Origin of the sequence: Melghirimyces algeriensis (assembly GCF_900182565.1) — a bacterium.
Lineage (GTDB): Bacteria > Bacillota > Bacilli > Thermoactinomycetales > DSM-45169 > Melghirimyces > Melghirimyces algeriensis.
Map to the genome: position 1 here is coordinate 470,862 of NZ_FXTI01000001.1, position 16,327 is coordinate 487,188.

General features: G+C 45.8%; 15 protein-coding genes. 13 read left to right on the forward strand and 2 right to left on the reverse strand.

Annotated elements, in window-relative coordinates; translation table 11 throughout:
- Nucleotides 1–121: 121 nt before the first annotated feature.
- The 6 genes from spoIVB (at nucleotide 122) to FN782_RS02215 (ending at nucleotide 5,796) form a co-directional block, all read left to right on the forward strand.
- Complete coding sequence (gene spoIVB / locus FN782_RS02190) at nucleotides 122–1,447, forward strand: SpoIVB peptidase (RefSeq protein ID WP_142504121.1); 1,326 nt, start codon at nucleotides 122–124, stop codon at nucleotides 1,445–1,447.
- Nucleotides 1,448–1,541: 94 nt separating this feature from the next.
- On the forward strand, nucleotides 1,542–2,318 hold the full coding sequence (gene spo0A, locus FN782_RS02195; RefSeq protein ID WP_142504122.1) for a sporulation transcription factor Spo0A: 777 nt from the start codon (nucleotides 1,542–1,544) through the stop codon (nucleotides 2,316–2,318).
- 146 nt (nucleotides 2,319–2,464) lie between these two features.
- On the forward strand, nucleotides 2,465–3,631 hold the full coding sequence (steA, locus tag FN782_RS02200; protein WP_142504123.1) for a putative cytokinetic ring protein SteA: 1,167 nt from the start codon (nucleotides 2,465–2,467) through the stop codon (nucleotides 3,629–3,631).
- A gap of 13 nt (nucleotides 3,632–3,644) precedes the next feature.
- Nucleotides 3,645–4,283, forward strand: coding sequence for a copper transporter (locus FN782_RS02205; RefSeq protein ID WP_142504124.1), 639 nt, complete (start codon nucleotides 3,645–3,647; stop codon nucleotides 4,281–4,283).
- Nucleotides 4,280–4,963 carry a glycosyltransferase family 2 protein gene (locus FN782_RS02210; protein WP_142504125.1) on the forward strand — a complete coding sequence of 228 codons (684 nt, stop codon included), beginning with the start codon at nucleotides 4,280–4,282 and terminating at the stop codon, nucleotides 4,961–4,963. Before FN782_RS02205 ends, FN782_RS02210 begins: the two co-directional genes overlap by 4 nt.
- Nucleotides 4,960–5,796: a hypothetical protein gene (locus FN782_RS02215; RefSeq protein WP_142504126.1), complete on the forward strand. Its 837-nt coding sequence runs from the start codon at nucleotides 4,960–4,962 to the stop codon at nucleotides 5,794–5,796. The genes FN782_RS02210 and FN782_RS02215 overlap by 4 nt, the downstream gene beginning before the upstream one ends.
- Before the next feature lie 26 nt (nucleotides 5,797–5,822).
- On the opposite strand, the gene FN782_RS02220 is transcribed toward FN782_RS02215, so the two are convergent.
- Nucleotides 5,823–6,923: a M24 family metallopeptidase gene (locus FN782_RS02220; RefSeq protein WP_142504127.1), complete on the reverse strand. Its 1,101-nt coding sequence runs from the start codon at nucleotides 6,921–6,923 to the stop codon at nucleotides 5,823–5,825.
- A 125-nt stretch (nucleotides 6,924–7,048) separates the two neighbouring features.
- Between FN782_RS02220 and FN782_RS02225 the strand changes: the two genes are divergently transcribed.
- Nucleotides 7,049–7,243, forward strand: a complete 195-nt coding sequence (locus tag FN782_RS02225; RefSeq protein ID WP_142504128.1) for an H-type small acid-soluble spore protein — start codon at nucleotides 7,049–7,051, stop codon at nucleotides 7,241–7,243.
- 99 nt (nucleotides 7,244–7,342) lie between these two features.
- Here the strand turns inward: FN782_RS02225 and FN782_RS02230 are convergent, their stop codons facing one another.
- Complete coding sequence (locus FN782_RS02230; protein WP_142504129.1) at nucleotides 7,343–7,621, reverse strand: DUF2627 family protein; 279 nt, start codon at nucleotides 7,619–7,621, stop codon at nucleotides 7,343–7,345.
- Nucleotides 7,622–7,730: 109 nt separating this feature from the next.
- Here FN782_RS02230 and FN782_RS02235 point away from each other — a divergent pair, with 109 nt between their 5' ends.
- The 6 genes from FN782_RS02235 (at nucleotide 7,731) to FN782_RS02260 (ending at nucleotide 16,235) form a co-directional block, all read left to right on the forward strand.
- Nucleotides 7,731–9,794 carry a sigma 54-interacting transcriptional regulator gene (locus tag FN782_RS02235; protein WP_142504130.1) on the forward strand — a complete coding sequence of 688 codons (2,064 nt, stop codon included), beginning with the start codon at nucleotides 7,731–7,733 and terminating at the stop codon, nucleotides 9,792–9,794.
- A gap of 354 nt (nucleotides 9,795–10,148) precedes the next feature.
- Nucleotides 10,149–11,249 (forward strand): Leu/Phe/Val dehydrogenase, encoded by a 1,101-nt coding sequence (locus FN782_RS02240; RefSeq protein ID WP_142504131.1) that lies wholly within the window; start codon nucleotides 10,149–10,151, stop codon nucleotides 11,247–11,249.
- Between the two features lie 217 nt (nucleotides 11,250–11,466).
- Nucleotides 11,467–12,891 carry a dihydrolipoyl dehydrogenase gene (gene lpdA / locus FN782_RS02245; protein ID WP_142504132.1) on the forward strand — a complete coding sequence of 475 codons (1,425 nt, stop codon included), beginning with the start codon at nucleotides 11,467–11,469 and terminating at the stop codon, nucleotides 12,889–12,891.
- 47 nt (nucleotides 12,892–12,938) lie between these two features.
- Nucleotides 12,939–13,931: a thiamine pyrophosphate-dependent dehydrogenase E1 component subunit alpha gene (locus tag FN782_RS02250; RefSeq protein WP_142504133.1), complete on the forward strand. Its 993-nt coding sequence runs from the start codon at nucleotides 12,939–12,941 to the stop codon at nucleotides 13,929–13,931.
- Nucleotides 13,932–13,942: 11 nt separating this feature from the next.
- Entirely contained in the window at nucleotides 13,943–14,926 is a 984-nt protein-coding gene (locus FN782_RS02255) for an alpha-ketoacid dehydrogenase subunit beta (RefSeq protein WP_142504134.1), read from the forward strand.
- A 52-nt stretch (nucleotides 14,927–14,978) separates the two neighbouring features.
- Entirely contained in the window at nucleotides 14,979–16,235 is a 1,257-nt protein-coding gene (locus FN782_RS02260) for a dihydrolipoamide acetyltransferase family protein (protein WP_142504135.1), read from the forward strand.
- Nucleotides 16,236–16,327 lie beyond the last annotated feature (92 nt).

A 16,327-nucleotide genomic window follows, 5' to 3' on the forward strand; every position in this document is an offset into this window, starting at 1 on the left:
TTGATGAGAAGGGACAAGGAATGATTTGCGTAACATAAATGGATTCAGAGGCGGAAAACTTAACAGTACGATGGAAACATCGAGGGTGGAGGTGTAGGCAGGAAGCAGGAGTGTGAAGTCAGTGGGCCATAGAAAAAGAGGAAAACAATGGGTTGGTTTGATTTTAGTGATTTTAATGATCCTGGTTGGATGTAGCACCCCCTTTCGCCAGTTTATGGCCCTTCCATCGGAAATGCGTGTATTTTCAGGGAATCTGAAGGAGCTTCACTTGTCTCTTCCAACCACTGCCACAGTAACTCTGACAGATCCCAATGTACTCTCCGTTAATGGAAAAAATAAAAATTCCCTAGATGTGGATTTAAGTCATCCATTAACACTGTTATCCAAACATTGGGGTCAAACACAATTGACATTAAGCCTGTTTGGCAAACTTCCCCTAAAGAAAATGAATGTCAAAGTGTTACCGGATGTGAAGGTGATCCCAGGTGGTCAGTCCCTTGGAGTGAAATTAAAGTCAGAAGGGGTGCTCGTTGTCGGTCATCATAAAGTGGGTGCCAATCAAGAATCACCTGGAGCAAAAGCGGACATTCGGGTTGGGGATTATATTGTGGAAATGGATGGTGAGCCCATTCATGGAGTTCAGGAAGTGGCACGATTGGTGAAAGGAGCAGGAGATCAAAATCGATCCATTCCGACCGTGATTAAACGGGGTGGAAAAAAAAGGAAAGTTATGCTGTATCCAACGAAGGATTCTACGAAACAGACTTATGGAATTGGGTTGTATGTTCGGGATTCAGCAGCGGGTGTAGGTACTTTAACATTTTATGATCCGCAAAAGAAACGGTATGGAGCGCTTGGTCATGTGATTTCAGATGTGGATACAGGGAAGCCGATCCGTGTCGGAGGCGGTAAAATCGTTCAATCCGAAGTGACATCGATCCAAAAGGGGCAAACAGGGGATCCAGGTGAAAAGAGAGCGATATTTTTCCGCAACAGTGCCATTTTGGGTTCCATCAGTAAAAATACACAGTTTGGTGTGTTTGGTACATTGAAGGCCCCTCCGAAATCCGGCGTATATAAACGTGCCATACCCGTTGGGTTGGCAGAAGAGGTCAAGGAAGGACCAGCTGAGATTCTGACCGTAGTCGATGGAAAAAAGGTGGAACGATATAATATTGAGATTGTGCATCGGATCAATCAAAAATTTCCTGCAACAAAAGGCATGATTATAAAGGTTACCGACCCCCGGCTATTGAACAAATCAGGCGGCATTGTTCAGGGAATGAGCGGAAGTCCCATTTTACAGGACGGGAAACTGGTAGGTGCAGTGACTCATGTCTTTGTCAATGATCCAACATCAGGTTATGGAACTTATATCGAGTGGATGTTGAAAGATGCAGGGTTATTAAAAACGGCGGGATCTTTTACCCGCTGTTTTTTATTTTGAAAATTACCCGTAAAAAAAGGAATGTTCTCCCTGTTTGTCGAAACCAGGAATAACCAAAAAAGGGCGTATTGTTTGTTATGAGGGGGAATCAGTTTTGAATAAAATAAAAGTGATCTTGGCTGATGACAATCGGGAGTTTGCCGATCTGTTAAAGGAACATCTGGATTCCCAAGAGGATATGGAAGTGATAGGAGTTGCCTATAACGGAAATGAAGTGATGGATCTTTTGGAACAGGAATCACCTGATATCCTTCTGTTGGATATTATCATGCCGCATTTGGATGGTTTGGGAGTATTGGAAAACCTGATTGAGCGTTCGGGGACGATTCCCAAGATCATAATGCTGACTGCCTTTGGACAGGAAAACATTACGCAGAGAGCGGTTGAACTGGGGGCTGCTTATTACATATTAAAACCTTTTGACATGAATGTACTGACAGAACGAATCCGTCAAATGCAAGGGCGTCCGGTGAAAACAACCCGCGAAAGAACAGGAGCCTCCACGGGTACTCAAGTGGACAATTTGGATGCCCACATTACGAATGTCATTCATGAAATTGGTGTGCCTGCTCATATCAAAGGATATTTATACCTTCGGGAAGCGATTATGATGGTTTACAATGAAGTGGAATTACTTGGAGCAATCACCAAGACATTGTATCCTCGGATCGCCGAACGGTATAATACCACGCCGAGTCGGGTGGAGCGTGCCATCCGTCATGCCATTGAAGTGGCATGGAGCAGGGGAAATATGGAATCGATCCGCAAGTTATTTGGCTATACCATCAATGTTAGCAAAGCGAAACCCACCAACTCGGAATTTATCGCTATGGTGGCGGATAAACTTCGGATTGAACACAAGGTGGGGTAACGGAAAAAACTGTAAAACAAACCCGTCCTGTACCGTTATGATGTAACGGCACAGGCGTTTTTTTGTTTTACCAGCGTTTCGAGGTATGAGGTTGCCAAAAGACTCCCATACTAAAACCAGCCATATCAATTAAAGGAGTCACCTATATGTTTACCCGTATACACCCCTCACGGAAAAGGGTTTTTCATGGTACTGCGGTTGTAGATGAAAAAACGAAGTGTTTGGTTCATCGCATCCGTCCAGGCCAAATAGCAGTGATTAACCATCAGGATCTGGATGAGGTGGCAGCAGATGCATTGATAAAAAAACGGGTAAAAGGCGTTGTGAATTGTGCACCGTCGATTAGTGGAAGATACCCCGCACAGGGACCTTACCGTTTGGTGGAAGCAGGAATCCCTCTGTTGGACGATGTGGGTATGGGTGTGTTGAATCGTGTGAAAGAGGGGGATGATCTTTGCCTGCACAAGGACCGATTGTATCGCAGACGAAACGGCAGTGAGTGGGTTGCTGTTGCATCGGGTTATCGTATGACTGATGAACGATTGCACATGAAGATGGAGGAAGTAAAGAAAAATATTGATGTCACATTGCATTCTTTTGTAAACAATACACTTCGTTATGCCACAGAAGAGCAAGACTCTGTCAGTCAATCCTTATTGGCTCCAAAACTGGACACACCCATGAAAAACCGGCATGTAATGATTGTCGTAAGGGGAAAAGAGCATGAAAAGGATCTCAAAATGCTTCGCCCCTTTTTGAAAGAAAGGAAACCTGTGTTAATCGGTGTGGATGGGGGGGCGGATTCTCTTATCGATCAAGGGTTTCATCCTGACATCATTCTGGGAGATATGGACTCCGTAACAGACGATGCCTTAATGAGTGGCGCTGAATTGATTGTACATGCCTACTTGAATGGAAAGGCTCCTGGTTTAAAGCGGGTCAAGCAAATGGGGCTAAAAGCGCATCTCATACCTTTTCAGGGAACCAGTGAAGATGTCGCCATGCTTTTGGCCTATGAAAAGGGAGCTGAACGGATTATTATTCTTGGCTCCCATTCCAATATGGTGGATTTTCTGGAAAAGGGCAGAATGGGGATGGCAAGTACATTTTTGACCAGGATGAAAGTGGGGTCCAAGCTAGTGGATATCAAAGGGATCAGTCAATTATACAGAGGGATCGGGAGATGGAGAACGTATGATTTTTTGTGGCTGACAACTGCTCTGGTGTTTCCTGTCACTGCTTTAGCCCTGGTCAATCCCCGTTTTGTTCAGGTGGTGAAATTACTGTGGCTCAATATGAAAATTTTCTTCTAATGGATGTGATCTCATGATATCCATCCGGTTGTTTCTGATATTTATCAGCTCTGTGTTAGTTGCTATGGGAATTGGCATTATTCTTGGAGGTGCCGGTGGACAGGCTTGGATCGATCAGCAGGAGCAAAATCTCGTTGAACATCTAGAAGCACGAATGGAGCAGATAACACTGGAAAAAGAGCAGCTGAAACAGGCTTTGCACAAAAAAGAAACGGTTCTTCAAAACCTTAAAGGCCAAAATCAGTCGCTCATCCAGGAAGTCGTTCAGGGAGAATTAACAGGACGACAGGTTTTATTATTGGGAAAAGCGGAGGCAGACAGTCTGAAGCGGATGATTCAATGGGCAGGAGGGACGGTCGTTCAAAGGGAGACCCTTCCTGCATCAGCTGAACACTTTGATGCGATTGTTCTGTTGTTTCATCCAAACGAGCAACATTCTCGTTGGAAAGCGTTTATTCAGGATATTCAATCCACCTACTCTGGACCACTCATTCTTCCGGAGTCACAGAAATTGCGACCCGTGTTTGAACCATTGGAAAGGAGATCCTACTTTTTTTCCGGAAAAGCGATGAAAGAACCTTTAAAGATGGTTGAACTTATCCATTTCATCCAAAATGCGATCAATCATTATGGAAATGAGGCGGCATCATGAATAAACCAGTGGTTGTGAGTGCAGTCATACCTGCTTACAACGAAGAGGAATGGATTGGAAACACATTGAAATACCTGCGCCGAGTGGAAATGGTGAATGAAATCATTGTTGTGGATGATGGAAGTAAAGACAAAACAGCTAGGGTGGCTCAACACTATGCAGATTCCGTGATCCGCATTCCTGAAAATATGGGAAAAGGTGCTGCTATACAGGAAGGTGTGCGGTATGCGACAGGAGACATTCTGCTGTTTGTCGATGCGGATCTGACAGAGCATGCCAAATTGTGCGGGGCTTTATTGGAGCCTGTGGTGAAGGGGAAAACGGATATGACCATTGCCAGGTTTCCCGCACCCCGAAAAAAGGGAGGGTTTGGACTGGTCAAAGGACTGGCTCGTACTGGAGTCAGATGGTTGACGGGATATCATTTGGAATCGACATTGTCTGGTCAACGAGCTCTGACACGGGAGTTAGTAACTGCGATCGGTGATGTTGGTTCTGGGTTTGGAATGGAAGTATGGATGACCGTAAGAGCCCTTCACAATGGGTATTCTGTAAAAGAGATCCCCCTGCCGATGAGTCACAGGGAGACCGGGCGGGATTGGGATGGATTTGTTCACCGGGGAAAACAGTTTTTTTCTATCATAAAAACCTTGATTCGTCTTTGGAGGCAGCCGGCGTGACTGTTGTTGTTTCTCTTTTTATGTTGTTTTTCTCATATATTTGCGGTCGTCTTACAGTCGAAATGGGGAGAACATTTCTTCTGAAAGCCGATGTCACTGCAATCAATTATCAGGGAAAGAGTGTTCCAACGTCTTATGGTGGCTTTATGGTGGCGATCCTTCTTTTTTTATCCACTGTATCATTGGGATTTGCGCGTTGGATTGCTTTGTTCTCTTTTTCTGTTTTTGCAGTGGTTTTACTCGCTTCTGTTACGGTTACTTTTTTGGGCTGGTTGGATGACACGATCGGGAACCATTACGATAAAGGGTTTATGGGTCACTTCCGGACATTGGCCAAAGAAGGCCGACTGACGACCGGCTTTTTAAAGGCGGCGGGAGGAGGAGTCATGGCAGCGATTGTAGCGGTGGTTACAGCCACTGGAACGGAGGAGTGGATTCTTCATACCCTGTTCATCGGATTGATGACAAACTGGCTCAATTTATTGGATCTTAGACCGGGCAGAGCACTTAAGTTTTATATTGTAACAGGGATTTCACTTTTTATCATCGGTTTGCCCAGAGGAGACACATTCTTTTTTATTCCTTTGTTGGGGTTAGCAATCGCCATTTTAAGGGATGATTTGTCTGGAAGGTTTATGCTTGGAGATAGCGGTTCCAATCTGTTGGGGATTCAATTGGGGATTTGGATCGCCCTGATGGCTCCACAGTGGTTGATCATGTTGTTTGTGATGTTGTTGATCGTGGGTCACATTGTGGGAGAAACCGTCTCCATTACCCGATTGATTCATAACAGCTCCATTCTCTCTTATATTGACCGTCTGGGGAGAAGGTAAAACCACGGGAAAACCCGTGGTTCATCTCATTCAATAATTTGAAGTTCTTTGGAAAACTGGGTGAGCAATTCAATCCCTTCTTTTGTCACCAGGACGTCATCTTCAATCCGAACGCCTCCAAGTTGGGGAATATAGATACCCGGTTCAACCGTAAACGTCATATTTTCCATAAGCAGGTTTTCATTTTGATTATGTATGGAAGGAGCTTCATGAACTTCAACTCCAAGTCCATGTCCCACCCGATGTGGGAAGTGGGACCCATAGCCGGCTTTTTCAATTACTTTACGGGCTGCATGGTCAATTTCCTTTAACGCAGTTCCGGGACGACAACAGTTTAATGCTGCTTGCTCTGCTTGCAGGACTGTGTTATAAATGGCTTTTTTCTCCTCAGAGATTCCCCCGAAGGCAACGGTTCGGGTGATATCTGAACAGTATCCGTTCAGAACGACTCCAAGGTCAAAAAGGACCAAATCCCCTCGCTTCAGACGACGGGTTCCGGGAGTACCATGTGGATCACCTGAATGTTCTCCAAAAAGAACCATCGTGGAAAACGACATTTCCCGAATGCCTTTTTTCTTTAATTCATATTCGATTTGGGCAACCACTTCCAATTCCGTACATCCTTCCGTCAATGCCTCGATTCCGCATTTCACTCCATAGTCGGCCCATTGGGCAGCTTCCTTCAATATTTGTATTTCCTCACGATCCTTTACTGCCCTTAAGCGGTTTAACTCTTCCGTGATGGAGATCAGATGGGCCTTTGGAGAACAGTTCAAAAGGGATTCTGCACGGGCAAAGGAGAGAGATTCCTTTTCCACAGCTATTTTTTTATACGGCCGACTGCTCCGCTTTTTTAACGCCTGTTCAACCTGATCCCAAGGGTTATCAGAATCTTCATATCCAATGATTTCGTATTCCCATCCGGAAGCGATCAGACGGCTTTCTTCCAAACGGGGACAGATAAAAAAAGGTTCTTGGTCTGGAAAAATAAAGAGTCCGATCAATCGTTCATGGGGATCACATTCAAAGCGAGACAGATAGAACAAATTGGCAGGTGAGAGGATCAAGGCCAAATCTGTATCCGTTTTCTTTATCCAATGGGTAATCTGTTTCAGACGCTCATTCATTGATACCACTCCAATGTATTTGGATTCTTCATCAATGTATCATGCTTCAGAAAAAAGGAAAAGCGAGCAGCCGTGAATAAAACCTGTTGAATCATAAAATGATGTAATCCAAGGGGGGAAAGGTCATGAATCGTTTAAGAGCACAGCAGATTATCGAATCTCCGAAACACATTGAAGTGCATTGGAATGGAGTTCCTGTTTGGATTCAGAATGTGGATGATCGGAATGAGACCGCTCGCGTGTATACACGGGAACGTCCGGATGATGAAAAAACGGTCCCTGTCGAAGAATTGAGAGAGGTGGGAGCGGAAAAGGGATAAATTGAAAAAACATGCATATATTAGATCGGGCGGGCGTGTGTTCATCTTTATTAAAGCACAGAAAACGGTTTCCTTTGGCGGGGAACCGTTTTCTGTGCTTTAATGATTGCCCTTAGAAGGTTTTTTTCGTTGCCTTTTCTTTTTGGACAGAAACATGGGTTGAATATAATTGTTTTTGGCGTCCCGGTAAAACCAGAAACCTGCAAGAAAAGCGAGGCCGCCCAGAAAGAGAACCAATCCTCCAAGGAAGTGAAGCCAGTGGAATCCTTCTCCTGCCATGGCCTCAAAAATAATATCCTTCATTAAATTCCAGCCATAAATCCCGGCAGCACCGGGAATGCATAGCAATAATATCGCAAGAAGCCGTTGATAGACCACAATATCCACCCCTTTATCTTTCCTTATAGTAACGCATTATTCTTTGAAACGCCACGTATGATCAGTGTATGGTAAGATAGTACCGGAGAATGGTGACGGGAGGACGGCTATGAAACGCTTTCTGATCGTAGGCGGCGGAAAGGGAGGAACGGTACTTCTCAAAACTCTCTTACAAATGGACCAGGATCGGGTGAAAGTAATCGGTGTGGTTGATGTAAACGGACAAGCCCCTGCTGTTCTTAAAGCAAAAGAATATGGTATTCCCGTGAGTCAGGTTGTTTCTGACTTTATCAAAAAAGAACCGGAAGTGGTTTTGGAAGCTACAGGGCGGCCTGATGTCTACCATCATCTTTGTAAGGTAAAGAAAGAGGGTACCTTGGTGGTATCCGGAGAAATGGCCAATCTGTTTATGCAATTGATCAAGGAAAAAGAACAGTGGTTTGAGGCTTGGAGAAGGCGACAACTGGAATTGGATGCCATTGTCAATTCCACCCATGATGGAATGATTGCGGTGAACCGAAAGGGGAGAATTACGCTTTTTAATCGGGCTGCCAAACGGCTGATCGGAATGGATGAGTCGAGAGCAATGGGCAAATCTGTCACCGGGGTTCTTCCCGATTTACGGCTGGATCGTGTCCTAAACACCGGCCAACCGGAGTTGAATGTTTCTCTGGAACTGTCCAATGGGAAGAAGATTGTAACCAATCGAGAACCGGTGACCGACCGGAAGGGAAATGTGATTGGAGCGGTTGCCGTATTCCGGGATATTACAGAAGTGACGACGCTTGCCCGACAGGTAACCGATTTGAAGAGTATGAAAAGCCAACTCTCATCCATCATTGATTCATCCGATGATGCCATTTCGGTTGTGGATACGGAAGGGCGGGGAGTGCTGATCAATCCGGCCTATACGAGGTTGACAGGTCTTGCTCCTTCCGATGTGATCGGAAAACCGGCAGACACGGATATTTCCGAAGGGGAAAGTATGCACATGAAGGTGCTTAAAACCGGTAAACCCGTCCGGGGTGTGCATATGAAAGTAGGTCCTCATCGAAAAGATGTGGTAGTGAATGCCGCTCCGATCACAGCGGATGGAAAGCTGAAGGGAAGTGTCGCCATTATTCACGATATGTCAGAAATCAAAGAGCTGTATGGTGAACTGGAGCGGGTGCGTCGGATTATCCGAACGCTGGAAGCCAAATACACGTTTGATGATATTATCGGTGAAAGCGGTCAGATGAAAACCGCATTGGCAGAAGCGCGACGGGGAGCGCATACAAGAGCAACCATTCTTCTTCGGGGGGAGTCGGGTACCGGAAAAGAACTTTTTGCCCATGCGATACACAATGCCAGCAATCGAAAATATAATCAGTTTGTTCGCGTCAATTGTGCTTCCCTCCCTGAACATCTGCTGGAAAGCGAGCTGTTTGGCTATGTGGAAGGAGCTTTTACCGGTGCTCGACGCGGGGGAAAAAAAGGCTTTTTTGAGGAAGCCAATGAAGGAACCATTTTTCTGGATGAAATTGGAGAGCTTTCCCCCTCGACACAAGCCAAACTTCTGCGAGTCCTTCAGGAAAAAGAAGTGACCCGTGTCGGGGGCACAAAACCGATTCCAATCGATGTCCGGGTGATCGCAGCCACCAATGTGGATTTGGAGAAAGCAATGCAGGAAAAGCGGTTTCGGGAAGATCTGTATTATCGGTTGAATGTATTGCCCATTTATATTCCCCCTCTCCGGAAACGCGTGGAAGACCTTTACCCCTTGTCTCTTCACTTGGTAAAAAAGTTTAACCAAGAATATGGTCGGTATGTGACAAGGATTCATCCTGAAGCGATCCGTGTTTTGGAGGCTTATTCCTGGCCCGGCAATGTGCGCGAGTTGGAAAATGTCTTGGGTCGAGCCATGATTCACATGCAGTATGATGAAAGGGAGATCCGCAAAGACCATCTGTTACCCTTGCAACCCGTTCCGGATTTTTTTATTCCTGCCGATGAACCTGATTCTTCAGGGATAAAAAAACTTTCCGAAGTCGTTTCACGTGCCGAACGAACTCATATTCTCCGTATGTATCGGGAAGCGGATGGAAACAAAACGGAAACGGCCCGGAAGCTGGGGATTTCCGTACGAAATCTATACTATAAACTGGAGAAATATGGGATTGAAAAACCTTGAACCTACGTTAAAACCTGCAAAATTTTGCAGGTAATGATGATCATAGTGTCTGCATTTTTTTGCACATATTTGGTTGGATTGTTTTGGATCAAGCCGGTAATCCCTTGAGAAGCGGCTTTTCTTTGCTGATCTGTTATTTGGCATGGATTTTGCTCAATCATGTATGGTGAATCGGCAACTGAAGAAAAATAGATTTGCTATGAATCACTCTGTTCGGATAAGGTCTTATCCTTCCACTTTATAAAAGGATTGATGCAGTGAATCAAATCTAACATCGGCAAATTGCTTTATGAAACGGAGCCATTCTTTCCATATGGTATGGATGAGGCGACATACAAAGGAGGAATCTGTATAATGAAGATTTTTGATTATCTGAGCCAAGGTGATTATGAGCAACTCATGTTCTGCCAAGATGAAGATTCCGGGTTAAAGGCGATTATTGCGATTCATGATACCACTTTGGGTCCTGCATTAGGCGGGACACGCATGTGGACCTATGAATCGGAAGAGGATGCGATTGTGGATGCTTTGCGGTTGGCTCGTGGAATGACCTACAAGGCAGCAGCATCCGGGTTAAACTTGGGTGGGGGAAAAGCTGTTATCATCGGTGATCCGAAAAAAGACAAGAATGAAATGATGTTCCGCGCTTTTGGCCGGTTTATTCAAGGGTTAAATGGGCGGTATATTACAGCGGAAGATGTTGGGACAACCGTTCAGGATATGGATATCATTCATGAAGAAACCCACTTTGTTACAGGAGTGTCTCCTGCCTTTGGTTCCAGCGGAAATCCGTCACCCGTCACAGCGTTTGGCGTCTATCACGGGATGAAAGCGGCAGCCAAAGAGGCATTTGGTGACGATTCTCTCCGAGGGAAAACGGTAGCCGTTCAGGGCGTTGGGAGTGTTTCCTATCATCTTTGCAAGTTTTTGAATGATGAGGGTGTAAATTTGATTGTTACAGATATTAATCCGGAAAATGTAGAACGGGCTGTTCATGATTTTGGGGCAGAGACCGTTGAACCGGATGCGATTTATGATGTGGATTGTGATGTTTTTTCTCCCTGTGCGTTGGGTGCCATTATCAATGATGATACGATTGACCGTTTAAAGTGCAAAGTGATCGCAGGCTCTGCCAATAACCAACTAAAAGAAGAACGGCACGGAGACATATTAAATGAAAAGGGAATCGTTTATGCGCCAGATTATGTCATTAATGCCGGTGGGCTGATCAATGTAGCAGATGAGCTTTTGGGGTATAATCGGGAACGTGCAATGAAAAAAGTGGAAAATATCTATCATACAATTACCCGGATATTTGAAATTGCAAAGCGTGACCAGATTCCTACTTACAAAGCGGCAGATCGCATGGCAGAAGAACGGATTCAGTCGATGCGTCATTGTCGGAGCAATTTTTTGTTAAATGAGCGAAATATCCTTAGTATGACCAATCGTTGAGGGTGGCTTTATGAGAAAAAAGGTGTCCGGTTTTGAATTCCTTATTTTTCCATACCCTGTGATGGACATATCCCCGCCTCATTTAGAAAGCGCTTTCATAAAAGGGGTTACACTACTTTTTGAAATTGCTGTGGACACCTCGTCCATCCAATGGAAAAATGGATAATGGGGAAAAAGTGATTGGGAATTGGTGGAGAAAAAGGAGCGGAACGAATCCATGGCAGAAAATTACGATCTTGTCGTTTTGGGTGCCGGACCAGGGGGCTATGTCGCAGCCATCCGGGCAGCCCAGCTCGGTTTCAAAACAGCAGTAGTGGAAAAGAGGAAAGTGGGAGGGGTTTGTCTGCATAAAGGATGTATCCCTTCCAAATCGCTGTTGAGAAGTGCGGAATTGTATCATGAGATGAAACAGAGTAAGAACTATGGTATTCAAGCCGAGAATGTACATTTGGATTTTTCCTTGGTGCAATCCAGAAAGAATCAGGTGAAAGAGCAACTCTTTAAAGGAGTCAAGCACCTGTTGAAGAAAAACGGGGTGACCGTTGTGGAAGGGACTGGGCGGATTCTGGGTTCATCAATCTTTTCTCCACAGCCGGGCACGATTTCTGTGGAAAAAGAGGATGGCAGTGAGCCGGAGATGTTAGTTCCTCAATATGTGCTGATCGCTACCGGATCACGTCCTCGAACGTTACCTGGTCTCCATGTAGACGGAAAGTCCATTCTGTATTCCGATCATGCTCTGGAGATGGAAAAATTACCGGAGTCGATTGTGATCGTGGGGGGAGGTGTAATCGGAATAGAATGGGCATCGATGCTCAATGACTTTGGTGTCGATGTGACCGTTGTGGAATATATGGATCGAATATTGCCGTTGGAAGACTCCGATGTCAGTAAAGAGATGACCCGTTTGATGAAAAAACGAAAAGTGAAAATCCTTACCTCTGCGAAAGTATTGTCTGAATCAGTTCAGGTGGAGAATGGACAGGTTACGTTGCAGGTGGAAAAAGGCGGCACAACCCAATCACTAAAGGCTGAAAAGATGCTGGTTTCGGTTGGAAGACAACCCAACACGGAAGATATCGGCCTTCACAATACATCTATCAAGGAAGAAAAAGGATTTATCCAAGTGAATGAATATGGTCAAACGGCAGAATCCCACATTTATGCGATCGGGGATGTGACCGGGGGATATCAGCTGGCCCATGTTGCTTCTCACGAGGGGATTCTGGCAGTGGAACATATGGCCGGAAATCAGCCATATCCCCTGAATCCGACGATGATTCCGCGTTGTACATACAGTCGCCCCGAAATTGGAAGTATCGGTCTATCCGAAGAAGAAGCAAAAGAGCAGGGATATGAGTTGAAAGTTGGTAAATTTCCATTCCGGGGAGTGGGAAAATCCCTTGTATTCGGAGAGTCTGATGGCTTTATTAAATTGATTGCAGACAAGGAAACAGAAGATATTTTGGGGGTTCATATCATTGGTCCGCATGCGACAGATCTGATATCCGAGGCAGGTTTGGCTAAAGTGATGGATGCTACCCCGTGGGAGATCAGTCAAGCGATTCATCCCCATCCGACCCTGTCGGAAGTTTACGGGGAAGTGGCGATGGGAATAGAAGGGGTTCCGATTCATTCGTAATCTTATGAAGAAGAAACCAATGGAAAAGGGATCGGAGGGATTGGTCAATGGGTAACGAGCGACACAAAACACTGGGCCTGTCGGATGAGCAGGTTCTGGATATGTACCGTTACATGCTGTTGGCGCGCAAGATTGATGAGCGGATGTGGCTGTTAAATCGAGCGGGAAAAATCCCGTTTGTCATTTCTTGCCAAGGGCAGGAGGCGATCCAGGTGGGGGCTGCCTTTGCTCTGGATCGGGAAAAGGATTGGCTTTGCCCGTATTACCGGGATCTAGGAATGGTGCTGGTCTTCGGGCAATCTGCACGGGATCAGATGCTGTCCGCTTTTGCCAAAGCGGAAGATCCGAACAGCGGAGGCCGGCAGATGCCAGGGCATTATGGAGATCGCCGGTTTCGGATTGTATCAGGTTCCAGCCCGGTAACGACCCAATTGTTGCATGCTGTGGGTGTAGCTTTAGCTGCCAAAATGGATCAGAAAGATATTGTTTCTTTTACTTCTTTCGGTGAGGGTTCCAGTAACCAGGGAGATTTTCATGAAGGTCTCAATTTTGCGGGTGTACACAACCTCCCGGTGATTTTTATGTGCGAAAACAACAAGTACGCCATTTCCGTTCCGGTTGAAAAACAACTAGCTGGAGGAAGCGTGGCAGCACGGGCTCAAGGCTATGGCATGCCAGGTGTTCAGGTGGATGGAAATGATCCGCTGAAAGTGTTTGAAGCCGTGAAAACCGCTGCGGATCGCGCCCGTTGTGGTCAAGGTCCCACATTGATTGAAGCGTCTTCCTATCGGTTGGTGCCCCACTCCAGTGATGATGATGACCGTTCCTACAGAAGGACTGAAGAGGTGGAAGAAGCGAGAAAGAATGATCCTTTGGTGCAGTTTCAAAAGTATCTTCAGGAGACGGGTTTGTTGAACAAAGAAAAAGAGAAGCTTCTGGATCAGGAGATCAACAAAGAGGTGGATGATGCGACGGATTATGCTGAACAGGCTCCTGATCCTGACCCGGCTCAAACCTATACTCACGTCTACGCGGAATAGGAGGAGAAAACATGGCGGTTATATCATATATCGATGCTGTAACTCAAGCACTGAGGGAAGAGATGCAGCGGGATGAACGCGTTTTCGTGCTGGGTGAAGATGTGGGTGTTCGCGGTGGAGTATTCCGGGCGACGGATGGTCTGATTGACACATTTGGGCCTGAACGGGTACTGGATACACCACTTACCGAGTCAGCTATTGCAGGTGTTTCGATTGGGGCATCCGTTTACGGAAAACGTCCAGTCGCAGAAATGCAGTTTGCTGATTTTATTTTACCGGCAGTAAACCAAATTATCAGTGAGGCTGCCAAGATGCGTTACCGTTCAAATAATGCATGGAATTGCCCTCTGGTTATTCGGGCGCCATACGGTGGTGGAGTGCATGGTGCACTCTATCATTCACAAAGTGTGGAGAAAATTTTTACGGGGGTCCCAGGGTTAAAGATTGTGATGCCCTCTACCCCATATGATGTAAAGGGACTGTTAAAGAGTTCCATCCGGGATGAAGATCCTGTTCTCTTTTTTGAACATAAACGCTGTTACCGATTGATCAAAGGGGAGGTTCCTGAGGAAGATTATACGGTTCCGATTGGAAAAGCTGAGGTCAAGCGGGAGGGAACGGATGTAACCGTTATTTCCTATGGCTTAACCCTTCATTTTGCGCAGAAAGCGGCCGAGGAATTGGAAAAAGAGGGAATCAGTGTCCATATACTGGATCTTCGTACCCTGGTTCCTTTGGATAAAGAAGCGATCCTTGAAGCGGTGGCAAAGACAGGTAAAGGTTTGATCATTCATGAGGATAACGTAACGGGTGGATTTGGAGGAGAAATATCGGCTGTTATTGCAGAGGAAGCCTTTTTTGAACTGGATGCTCCAGTTCGTCGGCTTTGTGGTCCCGATGTTCCATCCATGCCCTACAGTCCGTCATTGGAAAAAGAGTTTATGTTAAATCCTGAGAAAGTGACAAATGCCATTCGAGATCTAGCAGAATTTTAACGATATATGAAAATACGCCAAAACCATCAAATGCCTGGCGAGGAGGTTTAAGATGGCAACGGATATTGCAATGCCCCAACTGGGTGAGAGTGTAACGGAAGGAACCATTACCAAATGGCTCAAAGAGCCAGGGGATTCCGTTTCCAAATATGAGCCTCTCTGTGAAGTGGCGACAGATAAAGTGAATGCGGAAGTTCCTGCCACGGTTAGTGGAAAGGTGACGGAGATCGTGACTGAGGAAGGAAAGACCGTGGCTGTAGGTGAAGTGATTTGTCGTGTGGAGGAAGAAGGAAAAGAGAAGGATAAAGCGGCAGCTCCGGCAGAAAAAGCGCAGACGGATCAAAAGGTTACCAAGCCTGATGTTCCGAAAGATTCAATGAAGCGCCGGTATTCGCCAGCGGTTTTGCGGTTGGCTCAGGAACATGATATTGATCTGGAACAAGTGGAGGGAACCGGAAAAGGTGGTCGGATTACCCGTAAAGATCTGCTGAAATTAATTGAATCAGGTGAAATGGTTCCAGTTCAGGAGAAAGCTTCTCCCATATCGGAAACAAAGGCGGAGCCGGCCTCAGTTGCGCAACCCAATGAGCAGAAGACAGCTATTCAAAGGGAAGAGGGAGATGAGGAAGTCCCGCTTACCAATGTCAGAAAAACGATTGCTCAGCGCATGGTGCAGAGCAAACACGAGGCTCCCCATGCTTGGACAATGATACAGGCGGATGTTACCGGTCTTGTCAAATTGCGCAATAAGCACAAGGATGCGTTTAAAAAAAGAGAAGGAATCAGTCTGACTTACATGCCGTTTTTCATCAAAGCGGTAGTGGATTCACTAAAGGAATTTCCTTATCTCAATTCCGCCTGGGGTGTGGATAGGATTATCCTGAAAAAGCGGATCAATATCTCTATAGCCGTTGCCACGGAGGATGCGCTCTATGTACCCGTGATCCATGATGCCGATGAAAAAAGTGTTTTGGGTCTGGCCAAAGCGATTCATCATCTGGCCGAAAAAACGCGATCCGGAACATTAACCATGGATGATTTGTCTGGAGGGACCTTTACCGTAAACAATACGGGCTCTTTTGGCTCCATTGCTTCACAACCGATTATTAACCATCCCCAGGCAGCGATTCTCTCGATGGAGTCCATTGTAAAACAGCCAGTGATCAAAGATGAGATGATTGCGGTTCGGGATTTAGTCAATCTCTGTCTCTCACTGGATCACCGAATTTTGGACGGTTTAATGGCTGGACGGTTTTTGCAGCAGGTGAAGAAACGTCTGGAAGCTTACAGTCCCGATACACCATTCTAATCCATATACAACAACCGGTTTCCATCAAGGGGAACCGGTTGTTCATTTTTGGACGTCACCTTGTGAACGGATCGGATAAATAATCTTGATAT

Bases quoted from the DNA above. Each gene is read 5' to 3' on its own strand.
- FN782_RS02240 (WP_142504131.1), top strand. From the start codon at position 10,149: ATGAAGATTTTTGATTATCTGAGCCAAGGTGATTATGAGCAACTCATG.
- FN782_RS02210 (WP_142504125.1), top strand. From the start codon at position 4,280: ATGAATAAACCAGTGGTTGTGAGTGCAGTCATACCTGCTTACAACGAA.
- FN782_RS02220 (WP_142504127.1), bottom strand. From the start codon at position 6,923: ATGAATGAGCGTCTGAAACAGATTACCCATTGGATAAAGAAAACGGAT.
- lpdA (WP_142504132.1), top strand. From the start codon at position 11,467: ATGGCAGAAAATTACGATCTTGTCGTTTTGGGTGCCGGACCAGGGGGC.
- FN782_RS02255 (WP_142504134.1), top strand. From the start codon at position 13,943: ATGGCGGTTATATCATATATCGATGCTGTAACTCAAGCACTGAGGGAA.
- FN782_RS02235 (WP_142504130.1), top strand. From the start codon at position 7,731: ATGAAACGCTTTCTGATCGTAGGCGGCGGAAAGGGAGGAACGGTACTT.
- steA (WP_142504123.1), top strand. From the start codon at position 2,465: ATGTTTACCCGTATACACCCCTCACGGAAAAGGGTTTTTCATGGTACT.
- FN782_RS02225 (WP_142504128.1), top strand. From the start codon at position 7,049: ATGAATCGTTTAAGAGCACAGCAGATTATCGAATCTCCGAAACACATT.
- FN782_RS02260 (WP_142504135.1), top strand. From the start codon at position 14,979: ATGGCAACGGATATTGCAATGCCCCAACTGGGTGAGAGTGTAACGGAA.
- FN782_RS02205 (WP_142504124.1), top strand. From the start codon at position 3,645: ATGATATCCATCCGGTTGTTTCTGATATTTATCAGCTCTGTGTTAGTT.
- FN782_RS02250 (WP_142504133.1), top strand. From the start codon at position 12,939: ATGGGTAACGAGCGACACAAAACACTGGGCCTGTCGGATGAGCAGGTT.